The sequence below is a fragment of the Corynebacterium sp. HMSC11E11 genome (assembly GCF_001807025.1).
Lineage (GTDB): Bacteria > Actinomycetota > Actinomycetes > Mycobacteriales > Mycobacteriaceae > Corynebacterium > Corynebacterium freneyi.
Window position 1 is genome coordinate 29,853 of the sequence record NZ_KV787139.1, and the last position, 18,530, is coordinate 48,382.

At 68.5% G+C, this 18,530-nt stretch carries 15 protein-coding genes; 8 read left to right on the forward strand and 7 right to left on the reverse strand.

Annotated elements, in window-relative coordinates:
* The first annotated feature begins 76 nt into the window (after positions 1–76).
* From HMPREF3121_RS06275 to HMPREF3121_RS06290, 4 genes are all read left to right on the forward strand, one after another.
* Complete coding sequence (locus HMPREF3121_RS06275; protein ID WP_083291354.1) at positions 77–1,711, forward strand: protein adenylyltransferase SelO; 1,635 nt, start codon at positions 77–79, stop codon at positions 1,709–1,711.
* Between the two features lie 83 nt (positions 1,712–1,794).
* The gene (locus HMPREF3121_RS06280) at positions 1,795–2,304 is read left to right on the forward strand and encodes a helix-turn-helix domain-containing protein (RefSeq protein ID WP_070521107.1); all 510 of its coding nucleotides are present in this window, start codon (positions 1,795–1,797) and stop codon (positions 2,302–2,304) included.
* Between the two features lie 751 nt (positions 2,305–3,055).
* Positions 3,056–4,675: a Re/Si-specific NAD(P)(+) transhydrogenase subunit alpha gene (locus HMPREF3121_RS06285; protein WP_070521109.1), complete on the forward strand. Its 1,620-nt coding sequence runs from the start codon at positions 3,056–3,058 to the stop codon at positions 4,673–4,675.
* Positions 4,676–4,679: 4 nt separating this feature from the next.
* A complete protein-coding gene (locus tag HMPREF3121_RS06290; RefSeq protein ID WP_083291356.1) occupies positions 4,680–6,263 on the forward strand; it encodes an NAD(P)(+) transhydrogenase (Re/Si-specific) subunit beta in 1,584 nt (527 codons plus the stop codon).
* A gap of 190 nt (positions 6,264–6,453) precedes the next feature.
* On the opposite strand, the gene HMPREF3121_RS06295 is transcribed toward HMPREF3121_RS06290, so the two are convergent.
* Together HMPREF3121_RS06295 and HMPREF3121_RS06300 are read right to left on the reverse strand one after the other, a co-directional pair.
* On the reverse strand, positions 6,454–6,669 hold the full coding sequence (locus HMPREF3121_RS06295) for a hypothetical protein (RefSeq protein WP_141743006.1): 216 nt from the start codon (positions 6,667–6,669) through the stop codon (positions 6,454–6,456).
* Between the two features lie 69 nt (positions 6,670–6,738).
* On the reverse strand, positions 6,739–8,328 hold the full coding sequence (locus HMPREF3121_RS06300; RefSeq protein WP_070521232.1) for a glycerol-3-phosphate dehydrogenase/oxidase: 1,590 nt from the start codon (positions 8,326–8,328) through the stop codon (positions 6,739–6,741).
* 162 nt (positions 8,329–8,490) lie between these two features.
* Here HMPREF3121_RS06300 and HMPREF3121_RS06305 point away from each other — a divergent pair, with 162 nt between their 5' ends.
* On the forward strand, positions 8,491–10,116 hold the full coding sequence (locus tag HMPREF3121_RS06305) for an FAD-binding oxidoreductase (RefSeq protein WP_244979553.1): 1,626 nt from the start codon (positions 8,491–8,493) through the stop codon (positions 10,114–10,116).
* 143 nt (positions 10,117–10,259) lie between these two features.
* The gene (locus tag HMPREF3121_RS06310; protein ID WP_083291358.1) at positions 10,260–11,504 is read left to right on the forward strand and encodes a CapA family protein; all 1,245 of its coding nucleotides are present in this window, start codon (positions 10,260–10,262) and stop codon (positions 11,502–11,504) included.
* 16 nt (positions 11,505–11,520) lie between these two features.
* On the opposite strand, the gene HMPREF3121_RS06315 is transcribed toward HMPREF3121_RS06310, so the two are convergent.
* Positions 11,521–12,303: a hypothetical protein gene (locus HMPREF3121_RS06315; RefSeq protein WP_141743007.1), complete on the reverse strand. Its 783-nt coding sequence runs from the start codon at positions 12,301–12,303 to the stop codon at positions 11,521–11,523.
* Positions 12,304–12,584: 281 nt separating this feature from the next.
* Here HMPREF3121_RS06315 and HMPREF3121_RS06320 point away from each other — a divergent pair, with 281 nt between their 5' ends.
* Positions 12,585–13,106, forward strand: a complete 522-nt coding sequence (locus HMPREF3121_RS06320; protein ID WP_070521120.1) for a hypothetical protein — start codon at positions 12,585–12,587, stop codon at positions 13,104–13,106.
* Positions 13,107–13,172: 66 nt separating this feature from the next.
* On the opposite strand, the gene HMPREF3121_RS06325 is transcribed toward HMPREF3121_RS06320, so the two are convergent.
* Positions 13,173–14,468, reverse strand: coding sequence for an O-acetylhomoserine aminocarboxypropyltransferase/cysteine synthase family protein (locus tag HMPREF3121_RS06325; RefSeq protein ID WP_210387253.1), 1,296 nt, complete (start codon positions 14,466–14,468; stop codon positions 13,173–13,175).
* Positions 14,469–14,650: 182 nt separating this feature from the next.
* Here HMPREF3121_RS06325 and HMPREF3121_RS06330 point away from each other — a divergent pair, with 182 nt between their 5' ends.
* Positions 14,651–15,703, forward strand: a complete 1,053-nt coding sequence (locus tag HMPREF3121_RS06330; RefSeq protein ID WP_246580176.1) for an RluA family pseudouridine synthase — start codon at positions 14,651–14,653, stop codon at positions 15,701–15,703.
* 41 nt (positions 15,704–15,744) lie between these two features.
* Here HMPREF3121_RS06330 and HMPREF3121_RS06335 read toward each other — a convergent pair whose 3' ends face one another.
* From HMPREF3121_RS06335 to HMPREF3121_RS06345, 3 genes are read right to left on the reverse strand one after another with little or no spacing between them, the layout of a single operon-like run.
* The gene (locus HMPREF3121_RS06335; RefSeq protein ID WP_070521123.1) at positions 15,745–16,536 is read right to left on the reverse strand and encodes an ABC transporter ATP-binding protein; all 792 of its coding nucleotides are present in this window, start codon (positions 16,534–16,536) and stop codon (positions 15,745–15,747) included.
* Complete coding sequence (locus tag HMPREF3121_RS06340; protein ID WP_083291362.1) at positions 16,536–17,525, reverse strand: ABC transporter permease; 990 nt, start codon at positions 17,523–17,525, stop codon at positions 16,536–16,538. The genes HMPREF3121_RS06335 and HMPREF3121_RS06340 overlap by 1 nt, the downstream gene beginning before the upstream one ends.
* Positions 17,522–18,496, reverse strand: a complete 975-nt coding sequence (locus HMPREF3121_RS06345) for an ABC transporter substrate-binding protein (protein WP_070521126.1) — start codon at positions 18,494–18,496, stop codon at positions 17,522–17,524. Before HMPREF3121_RS06345 ends, HMPREF3121_RS06340 begins: the two co-directional genes overlap by 4 nt.
* Positions 18,497–18,530: the final 34 nt, after the last annotated feature.

An 18,530-nucleotide genomic window follows, 5' to 3' on the forward strand; every position in this document is an offset into this window, starting at 1 on the left:
AACGGTCGTTCGAGAAGCCCGTCGACGTGCCCGCCGCGCACCGCACATCACCCCTCGTCGCCCGTAGACTCGACCCATGCCTCAGACGAACGAGCCGACCACCGCCGCCACCCCGCCCGTCCGCCTGACAACCGACTTCGCCGACACGATGCCGGAGATGGCCATCGCCTGGGCTGCACAGGAGTCCCCCGCACCGGAGATCGTCGTGCTCAACGATGACCTGGCCCGCGAACTGGGCCTCGACGCGGAATGGCTGCGCACCCCCGCAGGCGTCGAATTTCTGCTGGGCCGCACCGGCGTCGCCGACGGCGACGCAACCGCCGACGGCACCACGCCCAACTCGACGGCCGGCAACTCCCCCACCTCGGCCCCCTACTCCCCTTCCGCGCCGTACCGCCCGGTCGCGCAGGCGTACTCGGGCCACCAATTCGGTCATTTCGTCCCCATCCTCGGCGACGGCCGCGCGCTGCTGCTTGGCGAGATCACCGACCGCAACGGCAATCTCCGCGACATTCACCTGAAGGGCTCCGGCCCGACGCCCTTCGCCCGGCGCGGCGACGGACTGGCCGCACTGGGCCCGATGCTGCGCGAATACCTGGTCGCCGAGGCGATGCACGCACTGGGCATTCCCACGACCCGGGCGCTGGCGGTCATCGCAACGGGTGGCCGCGTCCAGCGGGAACGGGTACTTCCGGGCGCAGTGCTGGTGCGCGTCGCGTCGAGCCACCTGCGGGTCGGCTCTTTCCAGTTCGCGCGAGCCCACGGCGGCGACGACGTCGTCAAGCGTCTCGTCGACCATGCCGCCGTCCGCCACTACCCCCACCTGCTCGATCTGCCGGAGGCCGACCGTCCGCTCGCCTTGTTCGATGCCGTCGCCGACGCCCAGGCCGACCTCGTCGCGGCATGGCTGGGCGCTGGCTTCGTGCACGGGGTGATGAACACCGACAACGTCACCATCTCCGGCGAGACCATCGACTACGGGCCCTGCGCCTTCCTCGACGCCCACGATCCGCGCGCGGTGTTCAGCTCCATCGACGGTCAGGGCATCTACGCCTTCGGGGCTCAACCCCGCGTGCTCGAATGGGATTTGGCGCGGTTCACCGAAACCCTCGCCCCGCTTTACGACGCCGACCCCGACCGCGCACTGGCCCTCGCCCGCGAACACCTGGCCGGGTTCAGGGGGCTGATGGACGGCCGCATCCGCGATGTATGGCGGGCGAAATTGGGGCTGGCCGATGGAGCCGACCGGGCCGACGCCGTGGCCGTCGACGCCGTCGTCGAGGAATGGCTGGCAATGCTTGGCGACGACGCACCCGACCACACGCTCGTCCACCGCGCGCTGACGCTCGTCGCCGCAGCCGACGGGCGGGACGGCGACTCCCCCGACACCGTCGAGGACGCGCTGCTCGCCCACTTCTCCGACTACGACCGCGCACGGGAATGGCTCGCCGCATGGCGCGAACTCTCGCCCGACGCCGAGTCGATGCGACGGTCGAACCCGATCTACATCCCCCGCAACCACCTGGTCGAAGAAGCGCTGGCCGCCGCAGGGGCCGCCGACGCCACCCAACCCCGCGACATGGGCCCCTTTCACGCGCTGCTCGCGCGCATCACCGCCCCCTACGTCACCAGCGACAATCCCGACGACGAACGCTACGAACGCCCCGCGCCCGCAGAGTTCGGCGACTACACGACGTACTGCGGGACGTAGCTGCAAGGTGTTTCATCCCCTACCCGACTGCGCCAAGCTGGGGCCAAATTCGAACGAAACGAACGCCGGGAAGAGGATTCGCCATGACCATTGCAAATAACACCTTTTTCCCGACCAACGATGAAGCCATCGCACCGGTTGTCGACTTCGTCGACGCGTTCCAGCGCAAGCACTCACGAGAACCCGATGCCCAGTGCTTCCTCTCCGGGCCGGGAAAGAACGAGCACGTCGCACTACCGCGGGACCTGTACGAAATCCTCGCGCAAGCGGCACGTGCCCTCATGAGCGGGCAAGCGGTGATCATTCACCCCAACAACACCACCATCACCACTCAAGAGGCCGCTGACCTGCTCGGAGTGTCGCGCCCCACCGTGGTCCGGCTCATCGATGCCGGAAAGCTGCCGGCAGAAAAGATCAACCGCCATCGTCGACTTCTCCTCGGCGACGTCCTGGAGTACCACCGCGAACTCCAGGAGAAGCAGCGAAGGTTCATCGCCGACACCACCGACGATGGCCCAGCGCCGTCCGCCGAGGATTTCCGCACCGTTCGCCGGAAGCTCGCTCGGGCACGGGAGAATCGGTCCCTCGACTGAGGAACGCGCCGGCGCGATCGTCACCGACAACATCAAGGATTTCCCGGGGGATCTCCTTCCGCCCAATATCGACGTCATCACACCGGCCGCGTTCATCGCGGACTCCGTCGGAATCGACTGCTCCGTGGCACGCGCAGCCCTCATCGAAATGTTGAACCGACGACGGAATCCCCCGATGTCCTTCCACGCGCTTCTCGCGACACTCGAGGAGCGCTACCAGCTTCATGAAGCCTGCGAACTACTTCGATCCGCCGACGCCGAGACCTGACCCCTCGGAGTAGATGGCGCGCCGAAGCGCAACCGGAACACCACCCCCGGCTACTACACCCGCTCCCGGAGACGAAGCGGGAACGGCAGCCCCCCTGCGCGCCGGACGGCCCATCGCCCCACCCCACCGCCGTTATCCACCCCTCACGGCGGCACGCGGGCACGGCGACGTCGCCAAGCAATCGAATGATTCCAGAACCATTTTCGGCGAAACCCGCACGGAACATACGGTCTTCATCTTTTAATAAACAGACCGAAGAAGGCGGAGCATCTGCCATCGGCGCCCGGACCACCCGCACCGGCACGGCCCCGACGCCCCACGCACACACCGCAGACGGCGGCGGGAACGGCCCTCGGACGCCATGATGCCCACCGGCCACACACGATATTACACCCAAAACGAAGCATGCGTCACCCCCGCTTCCCACATCGTGTCCCGCCGACCGCCCGAATTCATGTCCCGCAAGCCATCCAGGAGTCCACAATGCGAATCGGAATCCCCATTGAACCGGATGCCCGGCAGCCGCTCGTCGCGGCGACGCCGGACACGGTCGCCAAGCTGATCAAGCTCGGCTACGACGTCGACGTCCAGGCCGGGGCCGGCGACGACGCCGCCTACCCCGACGATCTCTACGAGGCCGCCGGCGCCCGACTCGTCGGCGAGGACGTGTGGCGAGCGGACATCATCACCACCCTCGACACCCCGCCCGCCGAATACCGCGCGCTGATGAAGCCCGGCGCGATGCTCATCTCGCGCCTCGCCCCGGGCCGCAACCCCGACCTCGTCGAAGAGCTCGCCGCCTCGCACGTCACCGCCCTGGCCATGGACGCCGTGCCGCGCCTGTCGCGCGCCCAGTCCATGGACGTGCTGTCGTCGATGGCCAACATCGCCGGCTACCGCGCCGTCGTCGAGGCAGCCAACGCCTTCGGCCGCCTGTTCACCGGCCAGGTCACCGCCGCGGGCAAGGTCCCGCCGGCCACCGTCTACGTCATCGGCGCCGGCGTTGGCGGCCTCGCCGCGATCGGCACCGCCAACTCCATGGGCGCCATCGTCAAGGCCACCGACCTGCGTCCCGAAGCCGGCGAGCAGGTCGAATCCATGGGCGCGGAGTTCATCCCGATTCCCGTCGCCTCCGAGAAGTCCTCCGACGGCTACGCCAAGGAGATGACCGACGACCAGGCCACCGCCGCCGCGAAGCTCTACGCCGAGCAGTCGGCCGCCGCCGACATCGTCATCACCACGGCGAACATCCCCGGCCGCAAGTCACCGCTGCTGCTCACCGCCGACGACGTCCGCGCCATGCGCCCGGGCAGCGTCATCGTCGACATGGCCGCGGCCAACGGCGGCAACTGCGAGCTCACCGTGCCCGGCGAAGTCACCGTCACCGACAACGGCGTCACCATCATCGGCCACACCGACCTCGCCGGCCGCCTGCCCGGCCAGGCGTCGCAGCTCTACGGCCAGAACATCGTCAACCTGTTCAAGCTGATCACCCCGGAAAAGGACGGCGCCCCGGTCCTCGACCTCGACGACGAGATCGTCCGCGGCATCACCGTCACCCTCAACGGCACCTGCGCCAGCAAGGGCGGCGACACCGGCAACGTGGAAGCCGGGACCACCGGCGCCGCCACCGACACCTCGATCCTGTGGCCCCCGCCGCCGGTTCAGGTCTCCGCCACCCCGGCAGCCGCCGCGCAGGAGAAGCTCGCCGCCGAGGCCACCGCCGAAGCCCCCGAGAAGGTCGCCTTCATGGGCGGCGCCGGGGCGAAGATCGGCCTCGCCTTGGTCGTCGCCCTCGGCGTCCTGGTCATCCTGGCCAGCCCCGCCAGCGTCAGCGCCAACTACATGGTGCTCACCCTGGCGATCGTCCTCGGCTTCTACGTCATCTCCTCGGTCACCCCGCGCCTGCACACGCCGCTGATGTCCGAGACCAACGCCATCTCCGGCATCGTGCTCGTCGGCGCGATCCTGGTGGTCGGTTCGAGCAACGTCATCGTCAGTTCCCTGGCCTTCCTGGCCATCATGCTGTCGTCGATCAACATCTTCGGCGGCTTCACCATCACCGACCGCATGCTCGGCATGTTCCGCAAGGAGGAGGCGTAAAACCATGGCCACCATCACCGACATCACCACCGTGGCCGCCGACGCGGCCGCAACCGGCGGCACCGACGCGCTGCTGGACTGGACCAACCGTCTGTCCACCCTCGGCTACATCGCCGCGGCGCTGCTGTTCATCCTGTCCCTGGCCGCGCTGTCCAAGCCGGAGACCGCCCGCCGCGGCAACACGCTGGGAATGACCGGCATGGCCGTCGCCGTGATCCTCGCCATCGTGCAGGCCGTCGCGACCTCCATCCGCGACACCGAGGGCGACTACCAGCGTCCGCTGACCATCGTCATCCTCATCGGCCTGGCCATGGCGCTGGGCGGCATGTTCGGCACCTGGCGCGCCCGTTCCGTCGAGATGACCGGCCTGCCGCAGCTGATCGCCTACTTCAACGGCTTCGTCGGCCTGGCCGCCGTGTTCATCGGCTACAACTCCTTCATCACCGAAGACGAGCTCACCGGCAACGCCATGGCGTTCCACTTGGGCGAGGTCTACCTGGGCGTCTTCATCGGCGCGGTGACCTTCTCCGGTTCCATCGTCGCCGGCTTGAAGCTGGCCGAAAAGATCAAGGGCGCTCCGGTGCTGCTGCCGGCGCGCAACGTGCTCAACGTCCTGATCCTGCTGATCTCCGTGGCACTGATGGTCACGTTCATCATCGTCGGCGAGGGCTCCCCCGCCTGGATCGCGCTGGGCGTCATGACCGCCCTGGCCCTGTTCCTGGGCTGGCACCTGGTCATCGCCATCGGCGGCGGCGACATGCCCGTCGTCGTGTCGATCATGAACTCCTACTCCGGCTGGGCCGCGGCGTTCACCGGCCTGATGCTGTCCAACCCGCTGCTGATCATCACCGGCGCCCTGGTCGGCTCGTCGGGCGCGTACCTGAGCTACATCATGTGCCAGGCGATGAACCGCTCCTTCCTCAACGTCCTGCTGGGCGGCTTCGGCACCGACGCCAGTGCAGTCGCCGGCGGCGGCGAGGCCGGCACCCACACCGAGGTGTCCGTGTCCGAGGCCGCGGAGCTGCTGAAGATGGCCAACACGGTCATGATCACCCCGGGCTACGGCATGGCCGTCTCCCAGGCGCAGTACCCGGTGGCGGAGCTGACCCGCACCCTGCGCGAAGCGGGCAAGGAAGTCACCTTCGGCATCCACCCGGTCGCCGGCCGCCTGCCGGGCCACATGAACGTGCTCCTCGCCGAGGCGAAGGTCCCCTACGACCTGGTCCTGGAGATGGACGAGGTCAACGACGACTTCGGCGACGTCGACGTCGTGCTGGTCATCGGCGCCAACGACACGGTCAACCCGATCGCCAAGGAACCCGGTTCCCCCATCGCCGGCATGCCGGTGTTGCAGGTCTGGGAGGCCGAGAAGGTCATCGTGTTCAAGCGTTCCATGGGCTCCGGTTACGCGGGCGTGCAAAACCCGCTGTTCTTCAACGACAACACGGACATGCTGCTTGGCGACGCCAAGTCGTCGGTGGAGAGCATCATCTCCGAGCTGAAGTCCACTCCGGCGGGTGACGCCGCGGGATCCGCCCGCGACGCCTCCGGCGCTCAGCAAGTGCCGGCGTCCGTGCACCGCAAGTAACGCACGACGACGGCGGGACACCCGCGCACTCCGGGACACCGCATACTCCGGGACACCGCGAATTCCGGGAAAGAAGCCCGGGCGCCTCATCGGCGTCCGGGCTTCGGCGTTGTCGCAGGTTCGAGATTTCGGCGTTCCCGGCGCGTCCGGACAGGCGGACCTCCCCCTACCCCCCTTCCCGACTGAGGCGTTACTTCGCGCCCGGGACGCCCGCGGCGATGTTCGCGGCGCGCAGACCGTTGTCGCGGGTCAGGGGCGACATTCGTTCCGCCGGAGTGGGCCGGACCTCATGCTTCCGCGAGACCTCCTGCTTCCGCGAGGACATCAGCGTGCGGATGATCCGCGCCGCCACCGCGGGCTTTTCGACGAGCAGCCAATTTATCGCCCGGTTCCGCAGGTCGTTCACCGCCGCCGCGATCTTTCCCCGTCGACCGCGTCCCGTCGTGGTGTCGGCCCGTTTCCGTCCGGCCATCACTCACCCATCCCCCGTCACGGCGATGCCATGCAGCGCGAGGACTTCACGGGCGAACGGCGCCGCGGCGACGCGGTCGGCGGCGACCAGGCCGATGCGGGTGCGGCGGTCGAGGATGTCGCCGACGTTCATCGCGCCCTCATGGGTGACGGCGTATTCGAATTCCGCGCGGGTGACGTCGAGACCGGCGACCTTCCCCGACGGGTCCGGCACCGTCGCGACGGCGACGACCTTCGGGGCCTCGTGACCGTATCGGGCGACGAGCGATTCCGGCAGCGCGGCCAACTCCGCCTCGCGCACGCCCCAACTGCCGCGATGGCCCGGCGCGCCGACCAACGGCAGCTCCATCGTCCGACATTCCCCTGCGTGCATCCCCCGGTCGGCGACGACGACGTCGACGGTCTCCTGGGCCATGAGCCGGTATTCGGTGAATTTGCCGCCGACGATGGAGATCAGCCCGTCGCCGGACGTCACCGTCGCATGCCGGCGCGACAGGTCAGCCGTCGATCCGGCGTCGTCGCCGTCGGGCACCAGCAGCGGCCGCAGTCCGGTGAACGCGCCGCGCACGTCGGCCCGCGTCACCTTGGTCTCCAGGGCACGGTTGATGTTGTCCAGCAGGAATTCGACGTCGGACTCCGGCGTCGGCGGGACGTCCGGCACCTCGCCCGGGGTGTCCTCATCGGTCAGACCCAGGTACACGCGTCCCAACTGCGCGGGCAGGAGGAACAGATAGCGGCTGATCGATCCGGGCAGCGGCACGGTCAGCGATCCGGTGGGGTTGCCGAAGGTCTCCGCATCGAAGACCAGGTGCGTGCCGCGCGAGGGCCGGATGCGGATGTCGTCGTCGAGGCTCCCGGCCCACACGCCCGTGGCGTTGACCACCGCGCGAGCCGACAGCCGGAACCGGTCGCCGGCCAATTCGTCGACGAGCATCGCCCCGCTCCCGGTGGCGTCGACGGCGCGGCACCGGGTGATCACGCGGGCGCCGTTGTCCGCCGCAGTCCGGGCGATGGCGGTGACCATGCGGGCGTCGTCGATGATCTGCCCGTCGTAGTTCACCCACGCTCCCCGCAGGCCGTCGCGAAGCACCGTGGGCACCATCTCCAGCGTCGCCGCCCGGCCCCGGTAGCGCGAGCGCGGCAGCACCGTCGACGGCGTGCGGGCGGTCATCCTCAGCAGGTCTCCCGCGGCGTAGCCGAGCCGCACGGCCGCCTTCTGCAAGAGGGTGGTGTCGTCGGCAAGCGGCGTGACCTGCGGCAGCGCGCGGATCAAGTGCGGTGCGATGTGGCGCATCAGGCGGCCGCGCTCCACCGCCGAGTCACGGGCGATGCCGAACTCCATCTTGGTCAGGTACCGCAGGCCCCCGTGGGCGAGTTTGGAGGACCAGCGCGACGTGCCGAATCCAAGGTCGTGCTTTTCGACGAGAACGACGTCCAGGCCACGGGTCGCCGCGTCGAGTGCGACGCCGACGCCGGTGATGCCGCCTCCGACGACGATGAGATCGACGGGCCCATCCGCGGCCTTCAGCTCCCCCAGCCAAGCGGCGCGGCGCGCGGCGTCGAGGGCGGTGCCATCGTCGTGCACGGCGTCCATCGGCTCCACGATCCCTTCGTTGCGCCGGGGCCCGCGCCCCATCGCGTCACCTCCCCAGAATGGCCATTTCATTGACCTTTTGTCAACGTTTGTCACGACGGTGTCTCGTATGATTCGCCCGCCGCATTCCGGCGCACGGGGCATGTGCGTAACATTCCGGCCATGAGCAGCCGGGAAAGCATCGGAGTCCCCCGCCCGCCGATGGAGTTCAACCTCTGGGGCACCGCGGACGAGGCCAAGCCGCTGTCTCGTGGCGTGCGCACGCTGCTCACCAAGGCCTTCGGCGTCGACAAGCCCCTGCCCCGCATTCCCGAAGGCGACGTCGCCATCACCGAATCACGGCTGGCCCCCGATGACATCGCCGCGCTGGCGGACATCGTCGGCGCAGACCGGGTAACCACGGACTTCACCCAGAAGCTGCGGCGCGCCCGCGGCAAGTCCTACCCCGACCTCATCGGCTGGCGCCTCGGCGGAACCCATGACGTGCCCGATGCCGTCGTCGCCCCCGCCACCGACGACGAGGTGCTGGACATCCTGCGCTGGTGCAGCCGCGAAAAGGTCGCGGTGGTGCCCTTCGGCGGTGGCACCAGCGTGGTCGGCGGCGTCGACCCCGTGCGCGGGACGATGCGGGCGGTGATCAGCCTGGACCTCGTGCTTTTCGACGACGTCACCGACGTCGACGCCGAATCCGGCCTGGCCACCCTCGGTGCGGGATTGACCGGTCCGGCCGCCGAGTTTCTCCTGGCCGACCACGGCCTGCAGCTCGGCCACTACCCGCAGTCCTTCCCCTACGCCACCATCGGCGGTTACGCGGCGACGAGGTCGTCGGGGCAGTCGTCGGCGGGCTACGGGCGGTTCGACGACATGGTGCGGTCGTTCACCGTCGTCACGCCCTCCGGGATCCTCGAAGTCGGGGCGGCATCGCCGGCCACCGCCGCGGGACCGGACCTGCGCGAGCTGTTCCTCGGCTCGGAGGGAATCTTCGGCGTCATCACCCGCGTCCGTCTGCGCGTCCACCCGATCCCCGAGGTCAAGCGCTACGAGGCGTTTTCCTTCCCCTCCTTCGACGCCGGCGTCGCCGGTGTGCGCGCGGTGACGCAGGCCGGCGCCGGGCCCACCGTGATCAGGCTTTCCGACGAAATCGAATCCAGCCTGAACCTCACTTCCGACGAGGCGATCGGCGATGCGTCGCAGGCGCCGGAAGGCTGCCTGTGCTTGACGATGTTCGAGGGCACCGCCGACCACGCCGCCTCGCGCCACGCGGAAACGAGGGCGCTGCTCATCGCCGCCGGAGGCACCCCCGTGGGAGAGGCGCCCGTGCGTTCGTGGGAGCAGGGGCGCTTCGGCACGCCCGTGCTGCGCGATGCGCTGCTGGACAACGGCGCCCTGTGCGAGACGCTGGAAACCGCCACCGACTGGTCCAACGTCGCCCGCCTGAAGAAGGCCGTCACCCGCGCCCTGGCGGACGCGCTGCGGGAAACGGGCACGATGACGCTGACCATGTGCCACGTCTCCCACGTCTACCGCGACGGCTGCTCGCTGTATTTCACCGTCCTCGCCGCCCGGGGCGACGACCCCGACGCGCAGTGGCGGGCCGCCAAAGACGCCGCATGCCGCGCGATCGTCGCCAACGGCGGGACCATCACGCACCACCATTCGGTCGGCGTGGACCACGCGCCCTATCTGCGCGACGAGATCGGAGACCTCGGCATCGCGGTATTGCGAGCGGCGAAACGCGAACTCGACCCCGCCGGGATCATGAACCCCGGCAAACTGCTGGAGGCGTAGCGACGCGCGGCACCGTGGAGGCTCGGCAAGGCGCAGCACCGGCCACTAACGGGGTAGCACCCCCGATACGCTGGACTTTCGGGGGTACCCGGGCATCCCGCCAGAAGTTGCGCACCCTTAAGGTTTCATAAGATCATCGAACAATGCGTTCCGCCCTCATCTCCCCCATCTCCCAGAAGACCCGGGTGTCCGGTCGCTCCGCGTGGCGCCGCGCCCGCACCGTCATCGCCGCAGGTTCCGTCGGTCTGCTCGCCGCGCTGAGCGCCTGCTCCACCGGTGGCGACACCGACCCCAACGCCGACACCAAGGTCGACGCCACCGCCGACGGCGCGCCGCTGCCCGCCGAAGTCACCGTGAACCTCACCGGCGACCTGCTGTGGCACCCGGCCGTCTACGAGTCCGGCATGATGCCCGACGGTTCGTACGATTACAGCCAGACCTTCGCGGGCGTGCGCCCCGAGGTCGAGGCCGCCGACCTGGCCATCTGTCACGAAGAGGTGCCGTTCGCCCCGTACGAGGGGCCGTTCTCCGGCTACCCGAGCTTCGCGGCTCCGCCGCAGATCGCCGCGCAGGTCAAGGAGACCGGCTGGGACATGTGCACCACCGCGTCGAACCACTCCATCGACGCCGGCACCGAGGGGCTCGTGCACACCCTCAACGTGATGGATGAGGCGGGCATCGTGCACGCCGGGTCCGCCCGCAGCCAGGAGGAGTTCGACGCCCCGCGCATGTTCGAAACCGCCGAGGGCGTGAAGATCGCCGTCGTCGCCGGCACCTACGGCCTCAACGGCCTGATCCCCGAGTTCGATTACCTGGTCCCGGACCTGGATCCGGACACCTTGCTCAAGCGCGCCAGGGACGCCCGCGAGGCCGGCGCCGACATCGTCATGGTGGCCATGCACGCCGGTGACGAAGGCGTCACCGAGCCGAACGCCCAGCAGCAGGAGCTGGCGGAGCTCCTCACCCAGTCCGATGACGTCGACATCGTCTACGGCCACCACGCGCATGCGGTGCAGCCGATCGAGAAGGTCAACGGCAAGTGGGTGATCTACGGCCTGGGCAATCTGGTCGCCCAGCAGCTGTCGACGAACATCCCGGCGTTCGAGGGCCTGATGGTCGACGTCACTTTCGTGCCGAAGGAGGGCGCCAACTCGGCGACCGAGGGCCCGGCATGGGAGGTCGGCACGGTCACGTTCACCCCGACGGTCATCTCTCCCCCGGGCATCCACCCGGTGACGGTGACCCCGATTTCGCGGGCCATCGAGAACACGCGCGCCGAGTTCGGCGAGGACGCCGACATCTCCGGGCTCGAGGCCGCCCGCGAGCGCACCCTCGCCGCCGTGTACTCGCGCGGCGCCGAGGGCGAGGCCGACCTGGTCGAGGGCTGATCTCCTGGGGCGCGGTCTACAGCGGGGCCCGGACCTCGATGCCCCGGCCCTCATGCCCGCAGACGGTCTTCGCCTGCAGCTCCTCGGCCCGGGCGACGGTCGGCGAGCTGCAGCTCCACCCGTCGAAGTCGACGATCATGGCGTTGCCGGTGCCTTCCGACGGCATACGCTCGTCGTACTCGTCGAGCACCTCCATCGCTTCCTTGCAGGTGATTTCGCCCTTGACGACGTCGGCGAGGCGGTGGCCCTCCATCGCGCCGCACAGCGTCGGGGCCTGCACCAGGACGTCGGTGCCGATCGTGTACCCGGTGCCCGGCTGGCCTTCGGCGCTGGCCTGGAGCTCGGCGGGGTCGAGGATGGGCCCCTCGGTGGTGATGTCGCGGTCGGAGCCCTCGATCTGGAACGCGGCCCCGTCGGAGACGCACGCCAGCGTCGAGTCGTCGGGCTTGGCGCACTTGACCACGCCGAAGTTCACCCACTGGCCGGTTTCCAGCTCGGTCTTCGCCGGCGGCACCCCCTCGGCGATGACGTAGGCGACGCCGGCCGCGCCGATCGCGACCGCCCCGGGTCGCCCGGACAACGGCGGCATGTCCACGTCGGGCACGTCATCGGCGGCGGTGCCGATGCATGTGACCAGCGGCGCGTTGACGAAGCACTCCCCCGTCGTCCCGTCGACGACGTACGTCAGCGACTGGAAGCTGTGCTCGCGGAACATGCCCGGATCGACCTGCTGCAGCGAGTCGAAGTCGACGTCGATGGCCTGGTCGTGTTCATCCCCGGCGGTTTCCGTCACGGTCACCGTCGACTGCCTTTCGCTTTGCGACGATCCCGCCTCAGGCGACGGAGCAGCCGCCTCGCCGGTGCCGCCGGTCCCGCATGAGGCGAGGAAAAGGCCGGCGGTGCCGAGCAACGCGACGATGGACGAACGGAGTGGGCGCAATGTCGTTTTCATGTCAATAGTTTGACACGATGACGGCGCGGTGGCTGGTCAGAGGCGTTTTCGGGGGTGCATAATCAAACGATGACCGGCACCGGCCGTCGGCACGCACGGTCGCCCCTCAGCTACGTCGGAAGGCACCCATGAACAAGAAGCTCCCCCTCGGTCTGCTCGCCGCGGCGTTGTTGGCCCTCCCGGCCTGTTCCAGCGACGGCGCGCCGGCGGAGACCGTCACCGAAACCACCATCATCGAAAGCCCCGACAAGCCGAACCCGACGCGCGGCGATTCCTCCGACGACGAGCAGCCGGCTTCTTCTTCCGCCGCCGCCACGTCCACCACCACGACCCGGGCCGGGCACATGGGCTACACGGGCGCGCCGACCGGTGACCCGACGCCGATCAACAAGACCATCGCCCGCTGCGCGAAGTCCTCGGAAGGCCTCTACGAGCAGGGCACCACCTGGTTCACCGACGGCACGTCCGGGTGGACGCAGTACTGCTCCGACAATTTCCACGACGGCCCGCCGCCGACGTACGAGCCGCGCGAGCCGTACACGCCGCCCGCCGAGAACACCCCGTCACCGTGGGTGCAGGGGCAGATCGACTGGGCGAACTGCCTGGAGTCGGGCAAGTCCGAGGAGCAGTGCCGGGCGGAACTCAACTAACCGTCACCGCCCGTCGGCGCCGCTCGTCGTCAAGCATGAAGCTCGACGCACGGATGGCGCCGTGCCCTACTCCGCGGCCTTCGCCAGCGCCTGCTCGATGTCGGCGATGAGGTCGTCGGCGTTTTCCAGGCCGACGGAAATGCGCACCAGGCCCGGGGTGATGCCGACGGATTCGAGCTGATCGTCGGGCACCTGGCGGTGGGTGGTCGACGCCGGGTGCAGCACGCAGGAGCGGGCGTCGGCGACGTGGACCTGGCGGGAGATGACTTCGAGGGCGTCCATGAACTTCACGCCGGCTTCGCGGCCGCCCTTGACGTCGATGGTGAGCACGCCGGACGCTCCGTCCAGGTACTTTTCGGCCAGGTCGTGGTACGGCGACGACGGCAGGCCCGGGTAGCGGACTTCGTTGAGGACGTCGTCGCGGGTGAGCAGGTGCTCGGCGACCTTCCGGGCGTTTTCGCAGTGGCGGCGCATGCGCACGTCCAGGCTTTCGAGGGACACGTTGAGCATGAACGCCGAGTGTGCGGCCGGGTAGGCGCCGAAGTCGCGCTGCAGCTGCATGCGGGCCTTGATCACGAAGGGTGCGGCGGCGTAGTCCCTGGTGTAGACGACGCCGTGGTACGACTCGTCGGGCTCGGTGAAGTCCGGGAATTTGCCGTTGGCGTAGTCGAAGGTGCCGGCGTCGACGATCATGCCGCCGACCTGCACGGCGTGGCCGTCGAGGTACTTCGACGTCGAGTGCACGACGACGTCGGCGCCCCATTCGATCGGCTTGCACAGCACGGGGGTGGCGAAGGTGGAGTCGACGATGAGCGGCACGCCCTGGCCGTGGGCGATGCGGGCGAACTTTTCCACGTCGAGGACGCTCATGGCGGGGTTGGCGATGATCTCGCCGAACAGGGCCTTGGTGTTGGGTTTGAAGGCCGCGGCGATTTCCTCTTCGGAGGCGTCCTGGTCGACGTAGATGACCTCGATGCCGAAGCGCTTGAGGGTGGTGGAGAACAGGTTCGAGGTGCCGCCGTAGATCTCGGAGGATGCGACGAAGGAGTCGCCGGCGGAGCACAGGTTCATGATCGCCATGGCGGTGGCGGCTTGGCCGGAGGTGGTGGCCATTGCGGCGACGCCGCCTTCGAGGTCGGCGATCTTGGCTTCGACGGCCATGACGGTCGGGTTGGCGAAGCGCGAGTAGATCAGGGCGTGGGTGGGTTCGTCGAAGACGGCGGCGATGTCGTCGGAGGAGTCGAAGGTGTAGGTGGTCGACTGGACGATCGGCACCTGGCGGGGGTCCTTGTTGCCCGGCACGTATCCGGAGTGGATGAGTTTGGTTTCGTCGTGCAGTTTCTTCGCGTCCTGCTCGGTCATCGGGGTGCCTTTCGGTTGAGGTTTTCGGAAGATAGCGTTTTCCATTCAATCACCATTTCCGCTTGACGACGCTCATCTCCCGGCATCGGGCGAATTGGCCCGGTTCGCGCACGTCCCGTTATGGTCGGGGTTTCTGGCGGGGGTGTTTTTCCGGCCCCTCATCGACGGCTTTTCGTGGAGTGGTGAGCACAATCGGCGGTAATTCGGGGCAGCGGCGTAGCCGGCACGGGCGGGGATCGCCGAAGCGCGGTGGCCGGGGGCGTGGGTCCTCGGCGGGCGGGTTTGCCCGCCGCAATGAACCGGCCGGGCGCACGTTCGAGGCACGGACGATCACCATCCCCGAGGCCCACGATGGCCGCCGCCTGGACAAGTACATCCGCTCCCAGCTCAAGGGGGTGCCGGCGACCCTGCTGTTCCGCCTGATGCGGGAGGGCAAAATCCGCGTCAACGGCGCGAAGGTCAAACAGAATCACCGCGTCCGGGGCGGCGACGAATTGACGTTGCCGGACATCGTCGTGGCGGATTCCCCGGCGCCCGTGCGGGTTCCGGCCGGACTCGTCGCCGCCGTCGAAGGCGCGATCGTCCACGAAGACGGTGAACTCATCGTCGTCGACAAGCCCGCGGGTCTTGCCGTGCATCGGGGCACGGACGTGCCGGCCGGGGTCATCGAGGCCCTGCGGCAGTCGCGGCCCGACCTGCCCGACCTGGAGCTGGCCCACCGCCTGGACCGCGAGACCTCCGGCCTGGTGATGGTCGCCAAAACCCCGCCGATGCTGCGGTACCTGCAGGAGCTGCTCCGCGACCGGGAGCACGAGATCGACCGGCGGTATCTCGCCGTCGTCGAGGGCGCCTGGCCCGATCAACTGACCGTCAGCACCACGGCTCTGCGCCGCACGAAGCAGGCGACCATCGCGGTGCCGGACGGGCGCGGCGGGCAGCGAGCCGAAACCCGGTTCCGCATCGTGGAGCGCCGCGGCCGGCGGGCCACAGTCGTCGAAGCGCGGCTGATCACCGGCCGCAAGCACCAGATCCGCGTGCACTGCGCCGACGCCGGGCACCCCATCGGCGGCGATTCCCGATACGGTTCGCCCGGCTTCAACCGGCTAGTTCGCGACAAGGGCATCCGGTCGATGATGCTCCACGCCCATTCGCTGTCCGTCCCGCTTCCCGACGGCGACGTCCTCCACGTCACCGTCCCGCCGCCGGCGGAGTGGGAGCGGTTCCAGGCGGCGTGACCCCGCGGTTTGAGGGGATGAGGTTGGGGTGCGGTTCTCCTCTACCCCAGGAACGCCTTGTCGGAGAGCGTGGCGCCCTTGATCTTCACGAACTCCTGCAGCAGATCATGCACGGTCAACTTCGCCTTCGTCTCGGCCGAAGCCTCGTAGACGATGCGCCCCTCGTGCATCATGACCAGCCGGTTGCCCAGCCGGATCGCCTGCTCCATGTTGTGGGTGACCATCAGCGTGGTCAGCCCGCCCTCCTCGACGATCTGATGCGTCAGCTCCGTGACCAAGGCCGCTCGCTGCGGATCCAGGGCCGCGGTGTGCTCATCGAGAAGCATGATCTTCGGATGCGTGAACCCGGCCATCAACAGCGACAACGCCTGCCGCTGACCACCTGAAAGCAACCCGACCTTCGTGGTCAGGCGATCTTCCAGGCCCAACTGCAGGGAGCGCAGCTGCTCGACGAAGATCTCGCGACGCGCCTTGGTCAGTCCCATGCCCAACCCCCGGCGCTTGCCGCGCAGGTACGCCAGCGACAGGTTCTCCTCGATGGTCAGGCTCGGCGCCGTGCCGGCCAGCGGATCCTGGAACACCCGGCCGATGTACTTGGCGCGCTTGTAATCCGGCATCCCGGCCACCGACACGCCGTCGATGGCGATCTCGCCGGAATCGATGCCCAGCCGCCCCGACACCGTGTTGAGCAGCGTCGACTTGCCCGCGCCGTTGGAGCCGATGATGGTGACGAAATCACCCTCCGCCAACTCCAGCGACACGTCGACCAACGCGCGACGCTCATTGGCCGTGTTCGGGAAAAACGTCTTGGAGACGTTGCCGATCTTCAGCATCACGCCTTCACCTTCCCCTCGTCCGAACCGGCGGCGGCAGCCGGGGCCGCGGCCGCGAGATCATTCCCGCCGGCACCACCGGAGGCCGAGCGACGGCCACCGCGGCCGCCGCGGTTGACGCGCGTTCCGGCCAAGGCGCCGCCGAAGATCCCGCGCCACCGCGGCAGCAGCAGCGCCAGCACCACCAGCGCGGCGGTGATGAACTTCATGTCATTCGGGTTCAGGCCGACCTCGAGTGCGGCGAAGATGATCAGTCGGTACACCACCGCACCGACCACCACGGCCACCACCGACAACCACAGGAACCGCTCGCCGAGCAGCGCCTGGCCCATGATCACCGACGCCAGGCCGATGAGGATCAGACCCACGCCCATCGAGTTGTCGGCGAAACCCTGGTACTGCGCGAACACCGCACCGGCCGCACCGACCAGGCCGTTGGACAGCGCCAGGGTGAACATCTTCGTGCCGTCGGTGGACACGCCGAAGGAACGGATCATCGGACCATTGTCGCCGGTGGCGCGCACCGCCAGGCCGTAATCCGTGTTGAGGAACCACACGATCAGCAACGCGACCACGGCGACGATGACGGCGAAAATGCCCACCGACGCCCACGTGCCCATCAGACGGGCGTCGCGAAGCGGAGTGAAGATGGTGTCCGCGCGCAACAACGGCACGTTCGACGACCCCATGATCCGCAAATTGACCGACCACAGGCCGATCTGCGTCAGGATGCCCGCCAACAGACCGTCGATGCGGCCCTTGGTGTGCAGCAGGCCGGTGACCAGACCCGCGGCGAAGCCCGTCGCAAAGCCCGCGACGATGGCCAGGAAAGGATTCCAACCGGCGAGGATCGCGACGGCCGCGGTGGCGCCGCCGGTGGTGAAGGAACCGTCGACCGTCAGGTCCGCGAAGTTGAGGACGCGGAACGTGAGGAACACGCCCAGCGCCATCACCCCGTAGATGAGGCCGAATTCGACGGCGGAAATCATACGGTTTCGGCCTCGTTCAGGATCGACTCGGGGATTTCGACGCCCTGGCGCTGCGCGGCGTCCTCGTTGACCACGTACTTGTACTCGTTGGCCTTCTCCACCGGCATGGTGGCCGGGTCCTCGCCATCGCGCAGGATGCGCAGCGCCATCTCACCGGTCTGGCGGCCCAGCTCCTCGTAGTTGATGCCCAGGGCGATGGCGGCGCCGCCCTCGACGGTGCCCTCCTCCGCCGCGATGACCGGGGTCTCGGTGGCCTCGGCGGCCTGGACCAGCGACGCGATGCCCGAGACGACCAGGTTGTCGGTGGGCACGTAGAACGCGTCGACGTCGCCGATGGCCTGGACCGCCTGCGGAATCTCGGTGACGTTGGTGACGGTCTGGGTCACGATCTCCAGCCCCAGCGGCTCGGCGACCTTCTTGGCCTCTTCGACCTGCACCTTCGAGTTGACCTCGCCGGAGGCGTAGACGATGCCGATCTTCTTCGCGTCCGGCAGCAACTCCTGGATCATCTCGAACTGCTGGTCGATCGGCGCGATGTCGGAGGTGCCGGTGACGTTGGCACCCGGCGCGTCGAGCGAGTCGACCAGTTCCGCCTCGACCGGGTCGGTGACGGCGGTGAACAGCACCGGGGTGTCCTGCACGTTCTGGGCGGTGGCCTGCGCGGCCGGGGTGGCCACCGACAGGACCAGATCCAGGTTCTTCGACGCGAACTGCTGGGCGATGGTCAGGGCCGTGGACTGCTCGCCGTTGGCGTTCTGCTCGTCGTATTCGACCTCCACGCCCGCGTCCTCGAACGCTTCCTTGAAGCCCTCCGTGGCGGAGTCGAGGGCCGGGTGCTGGACCAGCTGGTTGATGCCGATCTTGTAGGTCTCGTCACCCGAGGCGCCGTTGTCGTCGGACGAGCAACCGGTCAGGGCGAGGATGCCGGCGGAGATGGCCGCGGCGATCTTCGTCTTGCGGGACGTGAACATGGGGGTCCTCCTTTTGTTCCTTAAGGGACAGTAA

Excerpts from the sequence above, each read along its gene's own strand:
- HMPREF3121_RS06275 (WP_083291354.1), top strand. The coding sequence starts at position 77 with ATGCCTCAGACGAACGAGCCGACCACCGCCGCCACCCCGCCCGTCCGC.
- HMPREF3121_RS06280 (WP_070521107.1), top strand. The coding sequence starts at position 1,795 with ATGACCATTGCAAATAACACCTTTTTCCCGACCAACGATGAAGCCATC.
- HMPREF3121_RS06285 (WP_070521109.1), top strand. The coding sequence starts at position 3,056 with ATGCGAATCGGAATCCCCATTGAACCGGATGCCCGGCAGCCGCTCGTC.
- HMPREF3121_RS06290 (WP_083291356.1), top strand. The coding sequence starts at position 4,680 with ATGGCCACCATCACCGACATCACCACCGTGGCCGCCGACGCGGCCGCA.
- HMPREF3121_RS06300 (WP_070521232.1), bottom strand. The coding sequence starts at position 8,328 with ATGGACGCCGTGCACGACGATGGCACCGCCCTCGACGCCGCGCGCCGC.
- HMPREF3121_RS06305 (WP_244979553.1), top strand. The coding sequence starts at position 8,491 with ATGAGCAGCCGGGAAAGCATCGGAGTCCCCCGCCCGCCGATGGAGTTC.
- HMPREF3121_RS06310 (WP_083291358.1), top strand. The coding sequence starts at position 10,260 with ATGCGTTCCGCCCTCATCTCCCCCATCTCCCAGAAGACCCGGGTGTCC.
- HMPREF3121_RS06320 (WP_070521120.1), top strand. The coding sequence starts at position 12,585 with ATGAACAAGAAGCTCCCCCTCGGTCTGCTCGCCGCGGCGTTGTTGGCC.
- HMPREF3121_RS06325 (WP_210387253.1), bottom strand. The coding sequence starts at position 14,468 with ATGACCGAGCAGGACGCGAAGAAACTGCACGACGAAACCAAACTCATC.
- HMPREF3121_RS06335 (WP_070521123.1), bottom strand. The coding sequence starts at position 16,536 with ATGCTGAAGATCGGCAACGTCTCCAAGACGTTTTTCCCGAACACGGCC.
- HMPREF3121_RS06340 (WP_083291362.1), bottom strand. The coding sequence starts at position 17,525 with ATGATTTCCGCCGTCGAATTCGGCCTCATCTACGGGGTGATGGCGCTG.
- HMPREF3121_RS06345 (WP_070521126.1), bottom strand. The coding sequence starts at position 18,496 with ATGTTCACGTCCCGCAAGACGAAGATCGCCGCGGCCATCTCCGCCGGC.